Raw genomic sequence first — 22,600 nt, 5'->3', positions numbered from 1 at the left:
GTTTTTAAATACTTTAAAATGCCCAAGACTATTGCTTTAATTAGATTGTACATTTTTTCACAAACATAAAATATTAGGGAATCACCTAATTACTTAAGGAATTTCCCTATCAATAACGGGATTTCATTGAAATAATACACAATCATGTATGGTCATGCTTATTGCCAATCTAAATCGTTCAAATTTGGCACAACGACAAATAAGGCTTCAACACGAATATATTCTCTCGGTTGAAACCTTACTTATTCATTTATTTTTATAAATTAGTGACATAACACTGTATTAGCATCTGCACGATCGGTTGAAATATATGTTACATTTTCTTGCTGCTTAATAAATGCATCATAGTAATCATATTGCGACGAATGATATGTGCCATTCGATGTATCATTTGGGTTTAGCAAACAGCCATAACCTTCGTCATATAAATGTTCACAGAGCATAAGGGCGTCATGTTTAGAACCACTTACTACATAAAATTGCTTCGTAGGATCATATGATTTAGGAGTGTTTTCAGTATAGCCAACAACTTCCCCAATAATACATATACCTGGTTTCGCCTCAATTGAATAGTGTTGCAATTTTGAAATAATATTACTTAAACGCCCCTTAACAACAAACTCGTTAAAACACGATGCTTGAAAGACAATCGCTATCGGGTAATCAATATCTGTGTATTGTTGTATCTGTGTGATAATTTTCCCTAAACGTTTTACCCCCATATAAATTGCTAACGTGCCACCATTCACTAAGGAATTGACATCCACTTCATTTTCTTCTGAATCTTTAAAGTGACCTGTAGAAAATGTCACACTTTTAGCAACTGTACGCATTGTCAAACCTGTCTGCATAGTAGCAACTGCTGCGCTCGCTGATGTCACCCCTGGTACAATTTCAAACGCAATATGATGTTCATTTAGTGTGTCGACTTCTTCTTGCACACGACCAAATATCGCTGGATCGCCACCTTTAAGTCTAACAACCTTGTTATAACGACGCGCTGCTTCCACGATACAGTCATTTATTTTTTCTTGCTGAATATGTTTTGCATACGGCTTTTTACCAACATCGATAATTTCAGTAGTCAAATTCGCATATTGTAAAATCAACGGATTCACTAATCGATCATATAGAATGACATCCGCTTCACATATTAAACGCTCAGCTTTTTTAGTCAAATAATTCGGATTACCTGGTCCCGCACCTATCAAGTAAACCTTGCCATATTCATCTACAGACATATATATACGTTCCCGTCTGTAACTTCTACCTCATAAACATCTACACAACCTTCATCAGGTTCTTGAACAATACCTGTATTTAAATCAATTTTTTGATCGTGGAGCGGGCAAAATACATATTCCCCACTCACTGTCCCTTCAGACAATGGTCCTTGTTTGTGTGGACAGATATTGTGAATCGCATGAATTTTGCCACTTTCTGTTAAAAACAATCCTACCTCTTTGCCTTTGACAATAACCTTTTTTCCAATTAGGGGTGTTAATTCATCTATAGTTGTCACTTTAATTTTTTCTTTTGTTTCCATGTATTACACCTTCTCCACTTCAAAAATTTTACGTGCTTGCGCATTGCTAGTTATTGCTTCCCAAGGTTCAGCTTCGACTGCTTTTTTAGCATCCATAATGCGTTCAAATAGTTCATTTTGTCTTTCTGGGTTAAGTAAGACTTCTTTTACATTTTCAAATCCAAGCCTTCTTAACCATGGCGCTGTTCTTTCAGCATATATACCTGTTTCGCGATAATATTGCATCAAAGCACCACATAATTTGATTACTTCATCTTCTGTTTCTACAGTTGTTAAAAATTCGGCTTTTTCAACTTCTGTACCACCATTACCACCGATATAGATTTGGAATCCATTTTCAACTGAGATAATACCAAAATCTTTAACACCTGATTCAACACAACTTCTTGGGCAGCCTGATACACCCATTTTGAATTTATGAGGTGTATCGATGTATTCAAATGTTTTTTCTAAACGAATGCCAAGTCGTGTCGTGTATTGCGTACCAAATCGACAAAACTCTTTACCAACACAGCTTTTAACTGAGCGTGTTTTCTTACCATAAGCTGATGCTGAACGCATACCTAGGTCTTCCCATATATTTGGTAATTCTTCTTTTTTAACTCCATACAAACCAACACGTTGTGAACCTGTCACTTTAACTAATGGTACATGATATTTCTTAGCCACTTCTCCTAGACGAATCAGTTGGTCTGCATCTGTAACACCCCCACGCATTTGAGGTATAACAGAAAATGTACCATCATTTTGAATATTCGCATGGTAACGTTCGTTAGCAAATCTTGATTCTCTTTCATCTTCATGATCATGTGGATAAACCATGTTTAAATAATAGTTGATTGCTGGTCGACATTTTGGACATCCACCTTTATTTTTAAAGTTTAAAACATGTCGAACTTCTTTAGATGTTTTTAAACCTTTCGCTCTTATTTGCGTTACAATTTGATCGCGTGTCAAATCAGTACAACCACATATACCAGCAGGTTTTGCGGCGACAAAGTCATCTCCTAAGGTGTGCTGTAATATTTGAGCAATTTGCGGTTTACATTTACCACATGAATTCCCCGCTTTTGTTTTAGCCGTTACTTCTTCAACTGTTGTAAAGCCATTTTCCGTAATCGCATTTACTATAGTGCCTTTATCAACACCATTACAACCACAAATTGTTTCATCATCAGCCATATCAGCAATTGATAGCGATGCCTCTTCTCCACCTTTAGTAAGCAATGATACCAGTGTGTAATCTTCAGTAGATTCACCTTTTTTCATCATGTTATAAAAGCGTGAACCATCATCGATATCACCATATAGTACTGCGCCAACTACATTACCGTCTTTCAAAAAGATTTTTTTATAGTTATTATCAACGCTATTAAATATTTCAATACCTTTAATTTCAGCATTTTCTACAATTTGACCAGCGCTATACAAGTCACACCCAGAAACTTTTAATGACGTAAATGTTGTTGATCCCTTGTATCCGTTCGTTTCTTTATTTGTTAAATGATCAGCTAATACTTTACCTTGTTCATATAGTGGTGCAACGAGTCCATAAACTTTGCCGTTATGTTCTGCACATTCACCAACTGCATATACATTGCTATCACTTGTTTGCATCACATCATTGACAACAATACCTCGATTAACATCTAGACCTGATTCTTTGGCTACTTCTGTGTATGGTCGAATACCTACTGCCATAACAACTAAGTCTGCCGGAATCTCGCGTCCATCAGCCAATTTAACACCTTCAACATCATCTTCTCCTAAGATTTCAGTTGTGTTGGCTTGCATTTCAAACTTCATACCTTGCTTTTCTAGATCTGCTTTAAGCATATTTCCAGCTTTACGGTCTAGCTGCATTTCCATCAACCATTCAGCTAAATGTAACACCGTTACTTCCATACCTTGATCTAATAAACCACGTGCACACTCTAAACCTAGTAAGCCTCCACCAATTACAATTGCTTTCTTTTTAGTCTTAGCAATGTTCATCATTTGTTCAGTATCATCAATCGTTCTCCAACCAATTACACTCGGTAATGTCGAACCTGGAACTGGAATGACGAATGCTTTAGAACCTGTCGCAAAAATCAATTTATCGTATGATACTTCAATACCATTTGCAGTAATAACTGATTGATTTGCTCTATCTACTTCAATCACAGGATCATTTGTAATTAACTCGATACCATGTTCCTCATACCACTCATATGGATTCATAATTGTTTCTTCAACTGTCATTTTATTTTGTAAAATATTTGAAAGCATGATGCGGTTATAGTTTGGATAAGGTTCTTTACCAATTACCGTAATATCATATAAATCGTTAGCGCGCTCTAATATTTCTTCGATTGTTCGAATGCCCGCCATACCGTTACCAATCATTACTAGTTTTTGCTTTGCCATAAAATATGCCCCTTTACTTCATAATATTTATTTCAAAAAGGTTTTAATTTTCGTTTGTGCTTTTATATTTTCATTGGAGTCATTAAGACTTTCTAATCTATCGTTAATAATTTGTTTTAAAATCGGGTCGAAGTTAATTGAAGGTGTGATGTGTATATCTGTATTAATAACCATGTCATTCATTTGCTGCTTCACTTTGTTAACAAGTCTTCCGTCATATAAAAATAAAGGTACGACAATCAATTTTTGATACCGTTTCGAGATGATTTCTAAATCATGTGTAAAACTAATCTCTCCATATAGCGTTCTCGCATATGTCGGCTTGCTAATTTGCAAATTTCGAGCGCATATTTGTAACTCTTCGTGTGCCTTAGTAAACTTTCCATTAATATTGCCGTGTGCAACAACCATAATTCCAACTTGTTGTTTGTCACCTGCTAATGCATCACAAATACGTTGTTCAATTAATCGTCTCATTAAAGGATGTGTGCCAAGTGGCTCGCTTACTTCTACCTTTATGTCTGGATACCGTCGTTTCATTTCATGAACGATATTCGGTATATCCTTGAGATAATGCATTGCACTAAAGATTAGCAATGGTACAATTTTAAAATGGTCAACCCCACTTTGAACCAACGTCGTCATTACCGTCTCTAAATCCTGATGTTCACTTTCTAAAAACGCAATATCATAGTGATGTATATCGTCTTTTACTAATTCAGAAATAAATGCTTCTAACGCTTGATTCTGTCGTCCGTGCCTCATGCCATGTGCAACAATGATATTCCCATTCACATTTACCAACCCTTTCACACGTATTGTATACCAAATCATTTCGTTTTTGTGAAAAGAATCACATTATAATGTAAAATCAGGGAATTCCCTGATGCCTGTAGTCATGCATATTCCTTATACATTTTCCCTTTTTGTTAAATCAAAAAAGCGACCGATATATGAATCCCTACTCAACATTCATTTGAGCAAGCATCAATATATCGGTCGCTTGTAGTGTATATTATTATCTTAAAATGGTGGTTGGCCTAATATTGTTTCGTCAAAGCGCTCAGGTATCAATACTTTGCGCATGATCACACCTAAATCGCCATCATCATTTTCATGTTCGCTGTATATTTCATAACCTCTTTTTTCATAAATTTTAAGTAACCACGGATGTAATCTTGCAGATGTACCTAAAGTAACTGCCGCTGACTTCAACGTATCTCGCAAAAATGCTTCTTCAACATAAGTAAGTAATTGGCTACCATAGCCTTTCCCTTCATACTCAGGATTTGTCGCAAACCACCAGACAAAAGGATAGCCCGAAATGCTTTTCACACTTCCCCAAGGATATCTAACCGTAATCGTAGATATAATTTCATCATCAATTGTCATGACAAATGTAGTATTTTTATCTATATTTTCTTTAACAGCATCTAAATTAGCATTAACCGAAGGCCAGTCAATTCCAAGTTCTCTTAAAGGTGTGAATGCCTTATACATTAACTGTTGTAACGTTTCTGCATCGTTTTCATTCGCCAGTCTAATCGTAGTGTTTGTCATTTCAATCCCCATCACTTTCTTTTTATTTGGAATGCATCATAGTTCATTCAAACTAAAAATCCCCTTATAGCGTACCAACATTTAGCACATGTGTCAGATAACATGCCTCATCTAAATAAGATAGGCATGCGATAACCGGTTATTTCATTATTGACTGCATCAGTAAAAAAGTCTAGGACATGAATTAATGATATGTACGCTTCAAAGCTTTCATTTTTCAATGTCTACTTTGAAGCGTGCAGTTCATAATGTCCTAGACTCTACAATGTTATATTGGCAGTAGCTGACTGCGGGCCCCAACACAGAAGCTGACGGCAGGTCAGCTTACAGTAATGTGCAAGTTGAGGAACGGGTCCCAAAAAAGGATGATTCTAAATTCATTGTTGTCACAACATCTTCAATTATGACTCCATTACTGTTGCTCTAATCGATTGCGTTTACCATTTAAAAATGCATAAACAAGTCCCACAAAAATACCGCCACCTACAAAGTTACCAAGGAATGCAAAAACGATATTTTTTAATACATGTAACCAAGATACAGCATCAAGGTTGAAGAACACCATACCTGCATATAATCCAGCATTGAATACAACGTGCTCATATCCCATGTATACAAAGACTATAACACCACAAGCAATGAAGAATGCTTTTGTCAATCCGCCTTTGAATTGCATAGAAATAAAAATACCGATATTAATAAAGAAGTTACAGAAAATACCTTTTGTAAAAATATTCAACCAAGTCGAATCGACTGTCTTTTTCTGAACTAAGGCAGTTAAGGCTTGTGTCATTTCTGGTGTCATAACATGTGCATATTTCATTAAGAAGAATAATACAAAACCACCTAAAATATTTCCAAGGAAACAATATAATAAAATCCACATCATCTTATTAATAGAAACAACTTTATAATACCAGCCAACTGTAAAATACATAAAATTACTTGTTAATAATTCAGAATTCGTTAGTACAACTAAGACCAATCCTAAGCTGAAAGCAATTGCTCCCATTAAATTAATGAGACCATCAACATGTGTACTTGCGAATTGTGTTTTAATACCAAACATAAAAACAGTAACAATGGACAATAAGAAACCTGCCATCATAGATTTTAGCATGTATCGTCCTGGTGTTTGCTGTACCATCACTTGTTTCATTTGAACAGATGATGATATTGAGTCTACGATTGCTTTAGTTGAATACGTATCTTCAACTGTTTTATTATTTTTTATCACAGCACTTCCCCCATTTACTATTATCAAATAAATTTTACCTATCAATTATATTAGTATTTAAATGTAATTCATAGATTAAAATTCAGAAAATTCTTTTTACCAATTCAAAACTAATATTTACTCATAAAAATAGCGAGATAGATATCGCGACATAAAACAATTGGTATCATTTTAATTGCGCTCATCTCGCTTTATGTAAAGTATTACTTATTCTTTTTTAAATTTGAAAAGTAATGTAAACCATATGCAAATATACCGTAGCCTACGACTGTACGCAAAATAAATCTAACAACTTTATTTGGTACACATTTCGAAGTAACAGTAATTGAAGATAAAAGCGTAGTAAAAATATATAATATTAATACTTTAATGTAACGTTGTGCCATCGAATCATCCTTCATTCAATTAATAATATTACGTTATTATTATAAACTGAATGGCATATAAAATTTTTTACATATTTTCAACAACTTTATTTCAATAAAGCATCAAGTTGATCTAATGTTTGATTCATCCCTTGCTCAACACCCATGTTTATGACTTGTTGAGCGGCTTCTTTTGTTGGAAATACTGATGTTGATGTCACTGTCGTTTTCCTTGTATTGCTCTTGGAAAATGACAAAGTAATTTTCATGCTTGGCATTTTTGTATCTTTTGCACCTTGAGGTGTCGCAAATGAGTCAATATATTCAATTAAATATGGACGCTTAACCGTTTTATATTCTGCTAATGTATAGCTAATCATTGTAGGTGTTTTAATCGCGTAAAATGCATCACCGCCTGAAACAGCATTAAAGCGAAACACTTTGGTACTAGCGTCTTTTGGATGAAACCATTTTTCAAATAATGCCTTTGTCGTATAGGCATCAAACACCTTTTCAATCGGTGCTTCTATCGTTCTTGAAAAAATAATTTTATTATCTTCAACTTTAATCGTCATCTTCCCACTCCCTATCTTTTATATTTACTCATCTTAACATGCATTGAGTGACATATGTTACCAAATCATTTGTTATAAACTATAGTAATATTAATCATTCCCTCTGTTGAAATTGATAACTACGAAATAAAAAACACACTCTATTCAGCTATTAACAGTTGAGTAGAGTGTGCAAACCTGTTGAATTAATGCACTAACATTTCTTCTTTGATTTGGTCTTTATTTAATTTTGAAGGATAATATGTTGGCCAGTTATCCATTTCTTTTAATAACGCGTCATTATCATTACCCATAAAGATATGGAAGTGTTCTGCCTTTTTAGGTGCAATGTTGTGATCGCTAAATTGGATGAATTTCGGTAAGTCTTTATCATTACCATCGACCAATTTAAACATAAATCTCACGCCACGGTTACCTTTAGGATATTTCAATGTCTTCTTACCATTGTATTCATATTTACCAGTGTGTTTCTTACCATCTTTAGTAAATGTAATTTCATTTCCTTTTATATCAATGTTAGTAATATCAGTTTTATATCCTTTGTCATAATAAGCTTTTAAATCTTTAGCAGATTTCTTCGGATCATTTTCAGCTTTATGTTCCATCACTTCATCAAGCGTACCGTCTTTTAAATAAGGGTAAACAGATTGCCATTCACCAGCATAATCGCTTAATTCACGGTCTTTAACTTGCTCATCTTTAAAATACCCATCAGAAATTGCTTTGTCGTGTTTACTTTCAGCTTTGTCGTCTTTCACTTTAACACCACTGTCTAAAGCTTTACCGATATTTTCAATATTCGATTTCATTAATGATTGATACGTAATATTATCTTTTTTCTGTTGTTCTTTATTTAAAGACTCCATGTTGTAGAATTTTAAAGGCTTCGCATCTGTTTCTTTACGAATTGTTTCAGTCACTTTATTCGCAACATTATCTTCGTAAAGAATATATTTAGCATTGCTATCTCTAATTTCTTTAACAATTTTAGTTAATTCTTTTTGTGATGGATCTTCAGCATTCATGTTTTGAATACCTTTTTGAACAAAACCATAACGATCAGCTAAGTATCCAATTGATTCATGTGAAATGAATACTGCATTACCTTGCTTATCTTTTGTAACTTGCTTCATATCGTTATCAATTTTCTTAAGATCGTCGTTTAATTTTTTGTAATTTTTCTCATAGTCATCTTTATGTTTTGGATCTTTTTTCACTAATTCATCTTTAATTTCTTTAGCGAAAGTTTGGTTAATTTTAGGATCTAACCATACGTGTGGATCATATCCACCATGATGATGATGTTCTTCTTTCTCATGATCATGTCCCTCATGTTCATGCTCTTCACCATGTTCGTGTTGATCAGTTAAAAGCTTTGCTTTATCTAATTTATCTTCTAAAGACAGTTTTTTATCTTTATCTTTGATAGTAGATGCAACTTTCTTAGCAACCGGATCTAAATTATCCCCTGTATACATAAACAAGTCTGACTTGCTTGCGCTTAATATATCTTTTTGTGTTGGTTCATAGCTATGTAAATCTGTCCCTGCTGGATAGATTGATGATACCTTCACGTGTTTTCCACCAATTTGCTCTGCAAATGATTGCAATGGATAAACTGTTGTTTTAATTGTTACCTTGCCATCTTTATCTTTTCCATCATCATTCCCACATGCGGCTAATGATAAAGTTACGGCTGGTACAAGAAGTAACATACCTAATTTCTTTTTCATAGTCACCCTCCTAAATAGTAATCTTTACGTTTTAAAATTATATACTCATGCTACTTAAAATACAAGCACTGTTTTTATAAATAATATAAAGTCGAATCATACTTTAGGTATTTACCACTTTTCGTTTTATCTAATACATGACTATTGTACAAATATGATACAGAAAACTTTATAGTATTTACGACCGTCATAATATAAGAAAAAAGACAATCTCTATCATATTGCTAATAGAAATTGCCTTTTCATATTGTCCTAAAATAACTTACCCTATTTTTATAGTGTGACTTTTAGTTTTAATAATGGTATTTACATGATGCTATTTTTATATGATTGTCATCTACTGTATAGACCAATCTATGTTCGTGATTGATACGTCTACTATAATAACCAGTCAGATTCGATTTTAACTTTTCAGGCTTACCTATACCTTTCAATGCACCATTTCTGTCAATACTTTTAAGTAACTCATTAATCTTCTTCACCATTTTTTTATCGTTCTGCTGAAAATACTTATAATCTTCAAAGGCTTGAGGCGAAAACGTAATATTTAACCTAGCCATTATACATCTATATCTTTCGTTATAGTTTTTCCACGTTCTAGATCTGCAATTGATTGAGCTAAGTGTTCAGCATTATTTGGATTCTGTTGGAGGTAAAGTGTTTCCATCATGGAGTTATAATCTGATTCTGACATGATTACTACGTTTTTATCATCAGTAGAGGTTACAGTTACCATATCACTATCATCATTTACTTTTGTCATAAGTGCCTTTAAATTCTGTCGAGCGTATGAATAATTTTTAATAATCATATTTATCGCCTCCTTTTAACACACCTCAATTGTACAAATATATGTACAATAAAACAAGAGACACAAAAAAAACTACTAATCAAGATTTTGAACGGGGAAGAATCAATACCTATCCTGTACTGATTCCCTACTAAACAATGTTTACATGATAATTTCCACCTATTTAGACTTCCTACATTAAAAAGACAACCTCTATCATATTGCTAATAGAAATTGCCTTTCATATTGTCCTAATAAATTGGTATCACTTACTTATCTCAACAATTAAGACTATTTGATTTTATCTTTTAATAACTTCTCATAACTTTCATAATCATATGGATCTTCAACTTTCTCGCCATTAATAAATGCAGTTGGTGTCGTTTTTATATGATTATCTTTAGCAATTTTTTTATCTTTCTCTGCAGCTTTCCAAGACTTGCTATCTTTTGTCTTGTAATCTTTTATAATTTTATTTTCCGTCTCTTTATCTAAATGCAGTTGTTTAATATGTTTATCTAATAGTTCTTTTGTTAACCATTCTTTATTTTCATCTTGCTGGGCAGCAAATAATTGCTTTTGAAAATCTAAAAATGATTTAGGTGCATACATCAATACTGCATGACTCGCACGCGAACCAACAATTGAGTCTTTACCTAAGAAAGCTAAATTGACAAATTGGTATTCCACTTTGTGATTATCTATATAATTTTTACGCAACTTTGGCATAACTTTTTCATCTAATTCTTTACAATAAGGACATTTATAGTCGCCATATATGACAACTAATGGTTTGCCGTTTTTCGAAGATGTCGTTGCTGATTCTTTTTTACCGCAAGCTGTTAAAATTAACATGCTCACTATAAATAATGTTAGTAATTTTTTAGTCATAATAACTCCTGTTCATATCTAGTTCGTCATATTTTCTTCATGATAATCCGCATCATGTTGTTGATAATATCGTCTCGAATCAAAATCTTGCTTATATGATACACGTTTATCACTAAAATCATATGCATAATAATGCACTTCATCATCATTACTCAAAGGTTTATAAGCTAAAATGATAATTTTATCCTTATCATAGACATAAATATTAGCATCTTTGCGTTCAAAATGATCAACACGATCACCGTTGCCTTTTTTGGCAAGTTGTTCTTGTTTTTGATTTTGAATTTTAACTGCTTCATCTATTTCTTTCACATATTTATCATTACCACATCCTGATATAAAGACTAGTAATAATAATACCATCGCCACAAATCGCTTCAATGCTCCCACTCCTACTATCAACTTCCAACTAACTTTCAATATAATTAATACTATACACCGTCAAACATCAATGCGCTACAACTACTACCAATGCATTTAATATAAATATCCAAAGAAATAACAGTTATGTATAGTCAAAGAAAAATATATTTCATTTTCTATGTGTATTTGCAATCAGTTTTTGATAAAATAAAAAAATAGCATTATTAATAAATTCAAAAATTACAGTTCAATTCAGAGAGGGATGGGATAAAATGAACTTTGTAACGTTGACTTCGGATGAGTTCAATGCGTTTACAACAAAGCATTTTTCACATTACACACAATCAGCTATTCATTACAATCATAGAGTTGATTTAAAAGGCGATGTGCATCTTGTAGGGGTTAAAGATGACAATGGTCAAGTGATTGCAGGATGCTTATTGACAGAAGCACGCACACTTAAATTTTTCAAATATTTTTATACACATCGCGGGCCAGTGATGGATTATACAAATCAATCATTAGTAGCATTTTTCTTTAAAGCATTAACGTCATATTTAAAGAAACAAAATTGTTTATATGTCCTTGTAGATCCATATTTAATTGAAAATTTACGCAATGCAGACGGTGAAATTGTTAAGTCTTATGACAACCGAGCATTTGTTAGAACAATGGACACATTAGGCTATAAGCATCAAGGTTTTCCAGTCGGTTATGATTCAATGAGTCAAATCCGTTGGTTATCTGTATTAGATTTAAAGGATAAAACAGAAGACCAGTTATTAAAAGAAATGGATTATCAAACGAGACGTAATATTAAAAAAACATATGATATTGGTGTTAAAACTAAAACGTTAACGATTGATGAAACGCAAACCTTTTTCGACTTATTCCATATGGCCGAAGAAAAGCATGGTTTCAAATTCCGTGAGTTACCATACTTTGAAGAAATGCAAAAGTTATACGATGACCACGCCATGTTAAAGTTGGCGTATATTGATTTAAACGAGTATTTAAAAACTTTACAATTAAAGCAACAGCAATTAACAGCTGAACTCTCAGGTGTTGAAGAGGCATTGGAAGAAAATCCTAATTCAAAGAAAAATAAAACGAAACGCACACAGCTAGAACAACAGCTAAATAGCAATAAGCGTAAAATCGACAATACAATAGAACAAATTGAACAAGATGGTGCAGTCTTAAACTTAGCTTCTGCTTTGTTTATCTACAATGAGCATGAAGTTTATTACTTATCTAGTGGTTCAAACCCTAAATATAATGCTTATATGGGTGCCTACCATTTGCAGTGGGAAATGATTAAGTTTGCTAAAGCGCATCATATTGATCGCTATAATTTCTATGGTATTACCGGTGACTTTTCAGAGTCATCAGAAGATTATGGCGTACAACAATTCAAAAAAGGCTTTAACGCACATGTAGAAGAGTATATCGGTGACTTTATTAAGCCTATCAAACCATTACTATATAAGGTACAAACATACTTAAATCATAAACGTCGTTAACAGGTTGCTCCAAGATTTTGGCAATATAACAAAGAACCACGCATCATGTATATGGCATCATCGCCATACTAAAACATGATACGTGGTTCTATTTGATTATTCTTCATTTATAACATTTAAGAAACGTCTTAATTCTTCTGTTTTCGGACGATTGAACATCTCTTCTGGAGCCCCTTGTTCTCCGATCATGCCTTCATGAATAAATACAATGTTATTAGATACTTCTTTAGCAAAACGCATTTCATGTGTCACAATGACCATTGTCATGCCTTCATTAGCCAAATCTTTAATAACCTTTAAAACATCATTCACAAGTTCAGGATCAAGTGCAGATGTTGGTTCATCAAACAACATCACTTTAGGGTTCATTGCTAGTGCTCTTGCAATAGCAACACGTTGTTGTTGACCACCTGATAATGCATGTGGACGTTGATCTTTGACAAGTGTTAAACCAACTTTCTCAAGTAACTCAAGTGATTTCCCACGTGCCTCATCCTTTTTCAACTTTTTAACTGTGATAAGACCTTCCATTACATTTTCTAATGCCGTCTTATGCGGAAAAAGGTTATAACTTTGAAATACCATACCAGACTGTTTACGAACTTCTATTTGTGATTTTTTATCTTTAGATGTATATGTTTTGCCGTTAACATAAACTGTACCTTCAGTTGGAATTTCTAACGCATTAATCATACGTAACAATGTTGTTTTACCTGAACCAGATCGACCGATTAAGGTTACAACCTCACCTTGTTCAACAGATAAATCAATACCTTTGATGACTTCAACATCATTAAATGATTTATGGATATTGTTCAATTGAATCATGAGCGATACCCTCTTTCAATATAAGATTCATAGATACCTTGGATAATTGAAATAATAAAGCATACCACCCAGTACATTAGCGCAACTAACACATAAATTGTTAAATATTCATATGTTGTAGACGCAACTTCTTGAGCTTTTCTAAACATTTCAGCCACTAAAATAAATCCTAATAATGATGTATCTTTGATTAAACTTAAAAATGTATTACCTAGTGCAGGAATCGACACTCGAATTGCCTGCGGTAAAATGATACGTTGTATCGTTTGACCATACGTCATACCGATAGAATATGCAGCTTCTGTTTGTCCTTTCGGTATAGAAATAATACCGCCACGAATAATTTCCGAAGCATACGCACCTACATTTAATGATAAACCAATAATAGCAGCCACTACAGGTGCCAATGTCCATTGGTTGTCAGCGTCATTTGTTAATAACCTACCTAATTCTGGAATACCATAAAATATGATAAATAGTTGTACTATCATTGGTGTTCCTCGAATAATAGATACATAGACACGTGAAATACTTCTTAAAATTTTACTCGTTGAAATTCGCATTAATGCTGTAAATAATGCAATAATCAATCCTAAAACAAATGTAACTAATGTAATAGGAATTGAATATTTGACCAAACCTTCTAGCATAGGTCCGAAAGCTTGTTTTGCAGCATCTAGCGCATGTTGTTGTTCGCTATTTAGATTTAGAAACATCTTGACCAAACCATTTCTTACCTATTTTAGCTAATTCACCGTTTTCCTCGATTTTTTTCAAGCCATCATTGAATTTTTGAACTGTTTCATCATCTGCTTTTTTAGAAAATGCAAATGCAGATCTACTTTGTTCAGCATTACCTTTGATTGCTTTGATCTTAGCATTAGGTTTTTGTTTTTTATAATCCAAGTATGACAGACTATCATTAAATGTACCATCAACACGCTTAGACAATAATAAATCCATTGATTGGTTAAAGCCATCAACTTTTGTAATATCAGCACCTTTATCCTTAGCTAATTTACCATAATTAGATGTGAATGTTTGTGCTAACTTCTTACCTTTAACATCATCAAAATCTTTAATATCTTTTTCATTTTCACGAATAACTAAAACAGCACTTGAGAATGTGTAAGGCTTAGAAAATTTATATTTCTTTTCTCTATCAGGATTAATACCTACTTGGTTCGCGATTACATCAAAACGCCCTGCGTCTAAACCTGCAAACATAGAATCCCAAGAAGTTTCATTAAATTTAAGTTTTAAACCTTCTTCCTTAGCTACTGCTTTAATAACATCAATATCGTAACCAGTTAATTTACCATCTTTATCATGGAAACTAAATGGTGCATAAGTCCCCTCAGTACCAACATTAATTGTCTTGCTATCTTTATTAGCTTCCTTGTCTTTCGACGAATTGTTTCCACATGCAGCCAATATGAAAACGAAAGCTATCATCACAAATAAAAGTCTTTTCATAGAATATATCTCCTTATTCTTATTATTCTAATCGGAATAAAAATATTTTAATCTGAAATGCCGGATAAGTCAATATGTTGAACTTTTGCTAAAAAGCTTTATATAGCTAGCAACTTATATTTATTGACGAGAATCAACTTCTTTTTTCTTCCCTTGTAACATAAATGAACAAAAGAAACTAACAACTGTAATCAATAATGCAAATAAAAATCCAGCGTGATAACCATGCAACATCGTATCAACTTTAATTTGATTCATCATATCAATTTTGTTCATGCCATTATAGTCTGACATAGTTGGAGAAAAGTTTTTACTTGCATGAGCTAAAATAGTAATTAATGCAGCTGTTCCGATAGAACCAGCAATTTGTTGTACTGTGTTTGTCATAGATGAACCGTGTGCATTCATTTCTGGCTTTAATTGATTCATCGTATGGGTCATTACTGGAATTAATCCTAACGCGATACCAACCATTCGAATCGCATAAACCGTTGCCAACATGATTGTTGATGTTTGTTCATCCATTACAACAAAATAAGCCGTAGTAATAACAACAATCGCCATACCTACTAAAGCAAGCTTTCTAGGACCAAACTTTTCATATAAAGCACCCGAAGTCATCGACATAAATGCCATAACAATTGCTCCTGGTAATAAAGTTAACCCAGAATCTAAAGCTGAACGATGCAATAAATTTTGCACAAAAATAGGTAAAATTGTTTCCGAACCAATCATCGATACCATTGTGACACCCATAATAATGATACCAACTGTAAATTGTTTATTTTTAAATACTGCAAAATTTAATAATGGTGTTGATAGCCGATATTGACGTAATACAAATAATGCGACTAAAACAATACCACCAATCATAGATACTAATACGATAGGATTATCAAAACCTTTTTCTGAAATTGAACTCGTTCCATACAATAACCCGCCGAAACCTAGTACAGAAAAAATGACAGAAATAAAATCAATAGGTACTTTAATTGTAGTTCCAACATTTTTTATCGTTTTAAATCCAATTAAAAATGTCACAGCTGCAATTGGAGCGACAACATGGAAAAGTGATCTCCAGTTAAAATATTCAACAAGATAACCTGAAAGAGTAGGTCCAATAGCTGGTGCTAAGCCAATTACCAAACCAAATATCCCCATATATTTACCGCGTTCATGCGGTTGGAAAACATCCAAAATTGTTGTCATCATCAATGGCATCATAATACCTGCACCTAACGCCTGAATAATTCTAGCAACTAATAATGTTGCAAAGTGCGGACTCAAACCGCCGAGTAATGTACCTAAGAAAAAGATAGAAATACCCACTAAAAACACTTGTCTTGTTGTATAACGTTGTATAACAAGCGCGGACAAAGGAATAACAATTCCATTAGTCAATAAAAAAGCTGTTGTCAGCCATTGAACTTGTGTATATGAAATTTCAAAATCTTTCATAATACTTGGTAAAGCCGTCACTAATAGTGTTTCATTTAATAATCCAAAAAATCCACCCATCAGCATAGTAATAATCATCGTTAATTTTTGTTTCTTCGACATTTAAAGCTTCCCCCTCACCATCTAAAAAACGACACTCATTTTTAGATATCCGGTAATTATACCCATTTTCAAAAAAATTAGCACGACTTTATTACAATTTCTTTAAAACGTAATCATTACTATTTACATATGAGTAATTATCGGTCATAATATATTTACAAGGAGGGATAGAGATGAAATTAGATTTACAGACTGCTCGTCGTAATTTAAATAGCCCTAACATTAAAACAAGAAAGCGTGCTTTAAAGATTATTAAGCAACATAAAAGAGCGAAATAATTGTTTTAATTTGACTATATTGTATGTCTAACTATATTTTCGAGTATCCCTAGCTCGTTAATATAAACTCTATACTTAACTATTTCCTTACATTACTTCACATATTTAAGAGCTGCATATACACTCACTCCTTGTGTACATGCAGCTCTTTTTTTATAAGTAGTATTTATCTATAACTTCTAAATCATCCGTTAATTCATAAACAAGTGGTGCACCTGTTTTAATTTCATAATTAATGATATCTTCATCTGACACATCTTCAAGATATTTAATCAATGCGCGAATTGAATTTCCGTGTGCAGAAACTAATACCGTTTGACCATCTAGCAAATATTGTGAAATATGATCTGTCCAAAATGGTATCACTCGAACTAAAGTATCTTTCAGACTTTCAGAATAAGGCATCATACGTTTATCTAAATGATTATATCTACGATCAGCTAAGTAAGCTTCACGTTGTTCTTCGGTTTCAGCAGGTGGTTTCACATCATAAGAACGACGCCAAATATGTACTTGTTCTTCTCCAAATTCTTTTCTAGCATCATCTTTATTTAAGCCTTGCAATCCACCATAGTGACGCTCATTTAAACGCCAGCTTTTATATACAGGAATCCATTGTTGTTTAGATTCAGTTAAAATATAATGCGTTGTATCTAAAGCACGTGTTAATAAAGATGTAAAAGCTACATCGATGGCAATGTTATTTTCTCTTACTTTTTCACCTGCTCTAGTCGCTTCATTAATACCTTGTTCAGATAAATTAACATCTTCCCATCCAGTAAATAAGTTTTTAGCATTCCACTCGCTTTGTCCATGACGACATAAAATTAATTTTGGCATAACTTATAACCTCTTTCCTTTAATCTTTAGGACGTTATTTCAGGGATATTTTAAGATGATTTAATCTTAGCAATTTTCTTTTCAATATGTTTTAAAATTCAATGATTAAATCAATTATCACTAGACATTAAATACATAAATCCTATTCCCCATTTTCATTTTTTAATTCATAAATGAATCAATAACCACCTAATAACAAATCATATTATACACCTTTGTCCGTCATTTTTCTAAGGTTTGAAAAATATTTTTAGGCGTACCTAAAAAGAACGTAATAAAAACGCCTCCTCAGATATTTATTTATCTATGAAGACGTTTAAATATATTATAGATGGTCTGGTTCTGGGTGAACGTATACTGAGGAAATACCTTTTTTGTGCAAATGATGTTCGACATTGTCACAAATTTGATGCGCTTCTACTAAGGAAAGGTTAGCATCTACAACAATTGTGACATCAATAAACACACTACTTCCATGGTAACGCCCTTTAATACTTTTAACTTTTTGTACTTCATCAACTTCTAAAATATCATTGCGATACGCTTCTAATTCAGTTTCATTGAAACCATCACTCAACATAAAAATTGCTTCTTTAAAAATACCAAATCCAGTATAAACGATTAGTAAGCCTAGCAATGTTGCTAAAATAATATCGACAATTGGGAAACCAATTTGCGTAAAAATTAATCCTATCGCCGTTCCAATGCTGACTAAACTATCTGATAAATTATCTTTGGCAGCAGAATTTAAAGAACTACTTTTCGTTCTTTTCGCTAGGCTTTGATTGACTGCAAATACAATCAACATTATAAGACCACTGATTAAGCTGACGATAATTGTTATTGCGTTAGGTACAACGTCATCTTCTTTGAACAAACGAGGTGCATTTTGAATAACTACTTGGATACCTACAAACATAATGACAAATGACACCAATAATGAAGAAATATTTTCAGATTTCAAATGGCCATAAGGATGATTTCGATCAGCAGGTTTAATTGAAATTTTCAATCCAATAATAACAGCTAAAGAAACAATAATATCTGTCATATTGTTTAATGCGTCGGCTCTTACAGCTGCAGAGTTAAAGACAAAACCCGTGACATACTTAACAATAGATAAGATTATATATACAATTAAACTCAAATAAGCACCGCGTTGCGCCAATTTAAGATTTTCATTATGAGACATGCGTTGAACCACCTTGAATTAGTATAATAACAATATTATGAATGATTTATTTTAAATTTACAACGTTTTTAATTTTTATAAATTTTTATAAAATTAAACTAATTTATTCATTCGCAACCCCTAAAAATATTTTTTAGCCTTTCTGCGAATTTTATGAGCTAGAAAGGCTTATGCATTAGTAGCGAAGCTATCTAATGCGTTCCTCTATTTTCTTCAAATTTATTTGTTAGAAAGGCTTATGCAGTTGACGTTTTACGTCCTACTACGTTCCTTTGTCTTCTTCAAATTTATTTGTTAGAAAGATACCCAACTCTTCCTACTTGTTAACTTTCGCCTCGAAAGTTTCTATGTTGGGACCCTATGCATGAGTTGCGATTCTATCTAATGTCGTGACCTAATTATATAGAAGAAAAAGTGCATCAGTGACAAATTAAATGAGCTTTTTACTCTACCAAACTCTCTTCGAAAGACAATTTTCTCCTCTATTTATTAGCAAACTATTGCATTTATCCATATAGTACTTCCTTACTTAAAATACGCTGAATGTTCTGAATTAAACGCTTTTTTACATAGTTAACACTAGTTAATCTATTAGTTAACATTAGTTAATAATTAGTTAATTTCCATTTGTATTCTCATGTGATAAATTCTAAAAGCATACAATAAATTTAATATGTAAAAAGAAAGGGAATACACATGAAAAATAAATATATCTCGAAGTTGCTAGTTGGGGCAGCAACAATTACTTTAGCTACAATGATTTCAAATGGGGAAGCAAAAGCGAGTGAAAACACGCAACAAACTTCAACTAAGCACCAAACAACTCAAAACAACTACGTAACAGATCAACAAAAAGCTTTTTATCAAGTATTACATCTAAAAGGTATCACAGAAGAACAACGTAACCAATACATCAAAACATTACGCGAACACCCAGAACGTGCACAAGAAGTATTCTCTGAATCACTTAAAGACAGCAAGAACCCAGACCGACGTGTTGCACAACAAAACGCTTTTTACAATGTTCTTAAAAATGATAACTTAACTGAACAAGAAAAAAATAATTACATTGCACAAATTAAAGAAAACCCTGATAGAAGCCAACAAGTTTGGGTAGAATCAGTACAATCTTCTAAAGCTAAAGAACGTCAAAATATTGAAAATGCGGATAAAGCAATTAAAGATTTCCAAGATAACAAAGCACCACACGATAAATCAGCAGCATATGAAGCTAACTCAAAATTACCTAAAGATTTACGCGATAAAAATAACCGCTTTGTAGAAAAAGTTTCAATTGAAAAAGCAATCGTTCGTCATGATGAGCGTGTGAAATCAGCAAATGATGCAATCTCAAAATTAAATGAAAAAGATTCAATTGAAAACAGACGTTTAGCACAACGTGAAGTTAATAAAGCACCTATGGATGTAAAAGAGCATTTACAGAAACAATTAGACGCATTAGTAGCTCAAAAAGATGCTGAAAAGAAAGTGGCGCCAAAAGTTGAGGCTCCTCAAATTCAATCACCACAAATTGAAAAGCCTAAAGCAGAATCACCAAAAGTTGAAGTCCCTCAAATTCAATCACCAAAAGTTGAGGTTCCTCAATCTAAATTACTAGGTTACTACCAATCATTAAAAGATTCATTTAACTATGGTTACAAGTATTTAACAGATACTTATAAAAGCTATAAAGAAAAATATGATACAGCAAAGTACTACACTGATAAATATTTTAAATATAAAGGTACAATAGATAAAACTGTACTATCAGTTTTTGGTAATGGATACAAATCATACATCCAACCATTAAAAGTTGAAGATCAAAAAAATTATGTATCTAAATCATATGCACAAGTAAGAAACTATGTAACTGAAACTTTAAACACAGGTAAAGTATTATATGCATTTTATCAAAATCCAAACGTAGTTAAAGCTGCTATAACTACAGCTGAAACAGCAGCATCAATCAAAAATATCTTCTCTAGTTTTACATCATTTTTTAAATAATTTTCGTAATAAACCGTGATTAAAAAGAACCGTTGATTCTCAATCGAATCTGCGGTTCTTTTTTTTATTTTCCATCAATTAAATGTTTCTTCGCTATTTGTCAGCCCACTTTTTTACCTGCAACTTGTTAAATAATCCTTACATCGTTAACGAATAGTTCATCATTTAGTTGAATCATCTCAACTTTATTAACTTCAAATTTTCACAAACTATTGCGCAATCTATTCCTCTACCACTACAAGCACCATAATTAAACGACAATTTAATTGAATAAGACTTGCAAAACATAGTTATGTAGCTATATAAACGCCTGCGACCAATAAATCTTTTAAACATAACATAATGCAAAAACATCATTTAACAATGCTAAAAATGTCCCTTCAATACATGTTGATAGTAATTAACTTTTAACGAATAGTTAATTCGGAAACGCTTACAAATGGATTATTATATATATGAACTTAAAATTAAATAGAAAGAAAGTGATTTCTATGATTAAAAATAAAATATTAACAGCAACTTTAGCAGTTGGTTTAATAGCCCCTTTAGCCAATCCATTTATAGAAATTTCTAAAGCAGAAAATAAGATAGAAGATATCGGCCAAGGTGCAGAAATCATCAAAAGAACACAAGACATTACTAGCAAACGATTAGCTATAACTCAAAACATTCAATTTGATTTTGTAAAAGATAAAAAATATAACAAAGATGCCCTAGTTGTTAAGATGCAAGGCTTCATCAGCTCTAGAACAACATATTCAGACTTAAAAAAATATCCATATATTAAAAGAATGATATGGCCATTTCAATATAATATCAGTTTGAAAACGAAAGACTCTAATGTTGATTTAATCAATTATCTTCCTAAAAATAAAATTGATTCAGCAGATGTTAGTCAGAAATTAGGCTATAATATCGGCGGAAACTTCCAATCAGCGCCATCAATCGGAGGCAGTGGCTCATTCAACTACTCTAAAACAATTAGTTATAATCAAAAAAACTATGTTACTGAAGTAGAAAGTCAGAACTCTAAAGGTGTTAAATGGGGAGTGAAAGCAAATTCATTCGTTACACCGAATGGTCAAGTATCTGCATATGATCAATACTTATTTGCACAAGACCCAACTGGTCCAGCAGCAAGAGACTATTTCGTCCCAGATAATCAACTACCTCCTTTAATTCAAAGTGGCTTTAATCCATCATTTATTACAACATTGTCACACGAAAGAGGTAAAGGTGATAAAAGCGAGTTTGAAATCACTTACGGCAGAAACATGGATGCTACATATGCATACGTGACAAGACATCGTTTAGCCGTTGATAGAAAACATGATGCTTTTAAAAACCGAAACGTTACAGTTAAATATGAAGTGAACTGGAAAACACATGAAGTAAAAATTAAAAGCATCACACCTAAGTAAACAGTT

The 22,600-nt window shown here is 32.7% G+C and carries 24 protein-coding genes and 2 pseudogenes; 4 read left to right on the top strand and 22 right to left on the bottom strand.

The window, feature by feature from the left end; genetic code table 11:
• Positions 1 to 263: 263 nt before the first annotated feature.
• The 15 genes and pseudogenes from cobA to ACXQH5_RS05550 form a co-directional block, all read right to left on the bottom strand.
• On the bottom strand, positions 264 to 1,241 hold the full coding sequence (gene cobA / locus ACXQH5_RS05620; protein ID WP_000109705.1) for a uroporphyrinogen-III C-methyltransferase: 978 nt from the start codon (positions 1,239 to 1,241) through the stop codon (positions 264 to 266).
• Positions 1,232 to 1,546, bottom strand: a complete 315-nt coding sequence (nirD, locus tag ACXQH5_RS05615; RefSeq protein ID WP_000448222.1) for a nitrite reductase small subunit NirD — start codon at positions 1,544 to 1,546, stop codon at positions 1,232 to 1,234. The genes cobA and nirD overlap by 10 nt, the downstream gene beginning before the upstream one ends.
• A gap of 3 nt (positions 1,547 to 1,549) precedes the next feature.
• Positions 1,550 to 3,955 carry a nitrite reductase large subunit NirB gene (gene nirB, locus ACXQH5_RS05610; protein WP_001118712.1) on the bottom strand — a complete coding sequence of 802 codons (2,406 nt, stop codon included), beginning with the start codon at positions 3,953 to 3,955 and terminating at the stop codon, positions 1,550 to 1,552.
• A 62-nt stretch (positions 3,956 to 4,017) separates the two neighbouring features.
• Positions 4,018 to 4,750 (bottom strand): annotated as a pseudogene (locus ACXQH5_RS05605) (sirohydrochlorin chelatase).
• 228 nt (positions 4,751 to 4,978) lie between these two features.
• A complete protein-coding gene (locus tag ACXQH5_RS05600; protein ID WP_000185901.1) occupies positions 4,979 to 5,515 on the bottom strand; it encodes a GNAT family N-acetyltransferase in 537 nt (178 codons plus the stop codon).
• Between the two features lie 412 nt (positions 5,516 to 5,927).
• Positions 5,928 to 6,752, bottom strand: a complete 825-nt coding sequence (locus tag ACXQH5_RS05595) for a formate/nitrite transporter family protein (protein ID WP_000594633.1) — start codon at positions 6,750 to 6,752, stop codon at positions 5,928 to 5,930.
• Between the two features lie 203 nt (positions 6,753 to 6,955).
• A complete protein-coding gene (locus ACXQH5_RS05590) occupies positions 6,956 to 7,138 on the bottom strand; it encodes a hypothetical protein (RefSeq protein ID WP_000079140.1) in 183 nt (60 codons plus the stop codon).
• Positions 7,139 to 7,224: 86 nt separating this feature from the next.
• Positions 7,225 to 7,692, bottom strand: a complete 468-nt coding sequence (locus ACXQH5_RS05585) for an SRPBCC family protein (RefSeq protein WP_000153338.1) — start codon at positions 7,690 to 7,692, stop codon at positions 7,225 to 7,227.
• Between the two features lie 185 nt (positions 7,693 to 7,877).
• Entirely contained in the window at positions 7,878 to 9,425 is a 1,548-nt protein-coding gene (adcA, locus tag ACXQH5_RS05580) for a zinc ABC transporter substrate-binding lipoprotein AdcA (protein WP_000727757.1), read from the bottom strand.
• Between the two features lie 187 nt (positions 9,426 to 9,612).
• Positions 9,613 to 9,684, bottom strand: coding sequence for a hypothetical protein (locus ACXQH5_RS05575; RefSeq protein ID WP_223200558.1), 72 nt, complete (start codon positions 9,682 to 9,684; stop codon positions 9,613 to 9,615).
• 34 nt (positions 9,685 to 9,718) lie between these two features.
• The gene (locus ACXQH5_RS05570; RefSeq protein WP_000113263.1) at positions 9,719 to 9,985 is read right to left on the bottom strand and encodes a Txe/YoeB family addiction module toxin; all 267 of its coding nucleotides are present in this window, start codon (positions 9,983 to 9,985) and stop codon (positions 9,719 to 9,721) included.
• Entirely contained in the window at positions 9,985 to 10,236 is a 252-nt protein-coding gene (locus tag ACXQH5_RS05565; protein WP_000584499.1) for a type II toxin-antitoxin system Phd/YefM family antitoxin, read from the bottom strand. Before ACXQH5_RS05565 ends, ACXQH5_RS05570 begins: the two co-directional genes overlap by 1 nt.
• Positions 10,237 to 10,408: 172 nt before the next feature.
• Positions 10,409 to 10,488 (bottom strand): annotated as a pseudogene (locus tag ACXQH5_RS05560) (hypothetical protein); the annotation flags it as partial.
• Positions 10,489 to 10,506: 18 nt separating this feature from the next.
• The gene (locus ACXQH5_RS05555; protein WP_000162810.1) at positions 10,507 to 11,106 is read right to left on the bottom strand and encodes a DsbA family protein; all 600 of its coding nucleotides are present in this window, start codon (positions 11,104 to 11,106) and stop codon (positions 10,507 to 10,509) included.
• A gap of 18 nt (positions 11,107 to 11,124) precedes the next feature.
• The gene (locus tag ACXQH5_RS05550) at positions 11,125 to 11,487 is read right to left on the bottom strand and encodes a DUF4467 domain-containing protein (RefSeq protein ID WP_000819839.1); all 363 of its coding nucleotides are present in this window, start codon (positions 11,485 to 11,487) and stop codon (positions 11,125 to 11,127) included.
• Positions 11,488 to 11,741: 254 nt separating this feature from the next.
• Between ACXQH5_RS05550 and fmhA the strand changes: the two genes are divergently transcribed.
• A complete protein-coding gene (gene fmhA, locus ACXQH5_RS05545) occupies positions 11,742 to 12,992 on the top strand; it encodes a FemA/FemB family glycyltransferase FmhA (RefSeq protein ID WP_001012236.1) in 1,251 nt (416 codons plus the stop codon).
• 96 nt (positions 12,993 to 13,088) lie between these two features.
• Here fmhA and ACXQH5_RS05540 read toward each other — a convergent pair whose 3' ends face one another.
• From ACXQH5_RS05540 to mdeA, 4 genes are all read right to left on the bottom strand, one after another.
• On the bottom strand, positions 13,089 to 13,820 hold the full coding sequence (locus ACXQH5_RS05540; RefSeq protein ID WP_000615464.1) for an amino acid ABC transporter ATP-binding protein: 732 nt from the start codon (positions 13,818 to 13,820) through the stop codon (positions 13,089 to 13,091).
• Positions 13,817 to 14,536, bottom strand: coding sequence for an amino acid ABC transporter permease (locus ACXQH5_RS05535; RefSeq protein ID WP_000479576.1), 720 nt, complete (start codon positions 14,534 to 14,536; stop codon positions 13,817 to 13,819). The genes ACXQH5_RS05540 and ACXQH5_RS05535 overlap by 4 nt, the downstream gene beginning before the upstream one ends.
• Positions 14,517 to 15,296, bottom strand: coding sequence for a transporter substrate-binding domain-containing protein (locus tag ACXQH5_RS05530; protein ID WP_000825921.1), 780 nt, complete (start codon positions 15,294 to 15,296; stop codon positions 14,517 to 14,519). Before ACXQH5_RS05530 ends, ACXQH5_RS05535 begins: the two co-directional genes overlap by 20 nt.
• 120 nt (positions 15,297 to 15,416) lie before the next feature.
• Positions 15,417 to 16,856, bottom strand: coding sequence for a multidrug efflux MFS transporter MdeA (mdeA, locus tag ACXQH5_RS05525; RefSeq protein ID WP_000038954.1), 1,440 nt, complete (start codon positions 16,854 to 16,856; stop codon positions 15,417 to 15,419).
• Positions 16,857 to 17,029: 173 nt separating this feature from the next.
• On the opposite strand from mdeA, the gene ACXQH5_RS05520 reads away from it, so the two are divergent.
• Entirely contained in the window at positions 17,030 to 17,134 is a 105-nt protein-coding gene (locus tag ACXQH5_RS05520) for a putative metal homeostasis protein (RefSeq protein ID WP_000762708.1), read from the top strand.
• Positions 17,135 to 17,287: 153 nt separating this feature from the next.
• Here the strand turns inward: ACXQH5_RS05520 and ACXQH5_RS05515 are convergent, their stop codons facing one another.
• The 3 genes from ACXQH5_RS05515 to ACXQH5_RS05505 all read right to left on the bottom strand — a co-directional run bounded on the left by ACXQH5_RS05515 (position 17,288) and on the right by ACXQH5_RS05505 (position 19,768).
• Positions 17,288 to 17,974, bottom strand: a complete 687-nt coding sequence (locus ACXQH5_RS05515) for a 2,3-diphosphoglycerate-dependent phosphoglycerate mutase (RefSeq protein ID WP_001125208.1) — start codon at positions 17,972 to 17,974, stop codon at positions 17,288 to 17,290.
• 325 nt (positions 17,975 to 18,299) lie between these two features.
• A complete protein-coding gene (locus ACXQH5_RS05510; protein ID WP_000019124.1) occupies positions 18,300 to 19,166 on the bottom strand; it encodes a cation diffusion facilitator family transporter in 867 nt (288 codons plus the stop codon).
• A 506-nt stretch (positions 19,167 to 19,672) separates the two neighbouring features.
• Complete coding sequence (locus ACXQH5_RS05505; RefSeq protein WP_014532694.1) at positions 19,673 to 19,768, bottom strand: hypothetical protein; 96 nt, start codon at positions 19,766 to 19,768, stop codon at positions 19,673 to 19,675.
• A 94-nt stretch (positions 19,769 to 19,862) separates the two neighbouring features.
• Between ACXQH5_RS05505 and sbi the strand changes: the two genes are divergently transcribed.
• Together sbi and hlgA are read left to right on the top strand one after the other, a co-directional pair.
• The gene (sbi, locus tag ACXQH5_RS05500; protein WP_000792557.1) at positions 19,863 to 21,173 is read left to right on the top strand and encodes an immunoglobulin-binding protein Sbi; all 1,311 of its coding nucleotides are present in this window, start codon (positions 19,863 to 19,865) and stop codon (positions 21,171 to 21,173) included.
• 491 nt (positions 21,174 to 21,664) lie between these two features.
• Positions 21,665 to 22,594: a bi-component gamma-hemolysin HlgAB subunit A gene (gene hlgA, locus ACXQH5_RS05495; protein WP_000594519.1), complete on the top strand. Its 930-nt coding sequence runs from the start codon at positions 21,665 to 21,667 to the stop codon at positions 22,592 to 22,594.
• The last annotated feature ends 6 nt before the right edge of the window (positions 22,595 to 22,600 follow it).

The sequence above is a fragment of the Staphylococcus sp. SA22 genome (assembly GCF_054165785.1).
This window is presented reverse-complemented; position numbering and strand designations above follow the sequence as displayed.

Coding starts and splice junctions, on each gene's coding strand:
- cobA (WP_000109705.1), bottom strand. CDS start 1,241: ATGTCTGTAGATGAATATGGCAAGGTTTACTTGATAGGTGCGGGACCA.
- nirD (WP_000448222.1), bottom strand. CDS start 1,546: ATGGAAACAAAAGAAAAAATTAAAGTGACAACTATAGATGAATTAACA.
- nirB (WP_001118712.1), bottom strand. CDS start 3,955: ATGGCAAAGCAAAAACTAGTAATGATTGGTAACGGTATGGCGGGCATT.
- ACXQH5_RS05600 (WP_000185901.1), bottom strand. CDS start 5,515: ATGACAAACACTACGATTAGACTGGCGAATGAAAACGATGCAGAAACG.
- ACXQH5_RS05590 (WP_000079140.1), bottom strand. CDS start 7,138: ATGGCACAACGTTACATTAAAGTATTAATATTATATATTTTTACTACG.
- ACXQH5_RS05585 (WP_000153338.1), bottom strand. CDS start 7,692: ATGACGATTAAAGTTGAAGATAATAAAATTATTTTTTCAAGAACGATA.
- adcA (WP_000727757.1), bottom strand. CDS start 9,425: ATGAAAAAGAAATTAGGTATGTTACTTCTTGTACCAGCCGTAACTTTA.
- ACXQH5_RS05570 (WP_000113263.1), bottom strand. CDS start 9,985: ATGGCTAGGTTAAATATTACGTTTTCGCCTCAAGCCTTTGAAGATTAT.
- ACXQH5_RS05565 (WP_000584499.1), bottom strand. CDS start 10,236: ATGATTATTAAAAATTATTCATACGCTCGACAGAATTTAAAGGCACTT.
- ACXQH5_RS05555 (WP_000162810.1), bottom strand. CDS start 11,106: ATGACTAAAAAATTACTAACATTATTTATAGTGAGCATGTTAATTTTA.
- fmhA (WP_001012236.1), top strand. CDS start 11,742: ATGAACTTTGTAACGTTGACTTCGGATGAGTTCAATGCGTTTACAACA.
- ACXQH5_RS05540 (WP_000615464.1), bottom strand. CDS start 13,820: ATGATTCAATTGAACAATATCCATAAATCATTTAATGATGTTGAAGTC.
- ACXQH5_RS05535 (WP_000479576.1), bottom strand. CDS start 14,536: ATGTTTCTAAATCTAAATAGCGAACAACAACATGCGCTAGATGCTGCA.
- ACXQH5_RS05530 (WP_000825921.1), bottom strand. CDS start 15,296: ATGAAAAGACTTTTATTTGTGATGATAGCTTTCGTTTTCATATTGGCT.
- mdeA (WP_000038954.1), bottom strand. CDS start 16,856: ATGTCGAAGAAACAAAAATTAACGATGATTATTACTATGCTGATGGGT.
- ACXQH5_RS05520 (WP_000762708.1), top strand. CDS start 17,030: ATGAAATTAGATTTACAGACTGCTCGTCGTAATTTAAATAGCCCTAAC.
- ACXQH5_RS05515 (WP_001125208.1), bottom strand. CDS start 17,974: ATGCCAAAATTAATTTTATGTCGTCATGGACAAAGCGAGTGGAATGCT.
- ACXQH5_RS05510 (WP_000019124.1), bottom strand. CDS start 19,166: ATGTCTCATAATGAAAATCTTAAATTGGCGCAACGCGGTGCTTATTTG.
- ACXQH5_RS05505 (WP_014532694.1), bottom strand. CDS start 19,768: ATGTTAACTAATAGATTAACTAGTGTTAACTATGTAAAAAAGCGTTTA.
- sbi (WP_000792557.1), top strand. CDS start 19,863: ATGAAAAATAAATATATCTCGAAGTTGCTAGTTGGGGCAGCAACAATT.
- hlgA (WP_000594519.1), top strand. CDS start 21,665: ATGATTAAAAATAAAATATTAACAGCAACTTTAGCAGTTGGTTTAATA.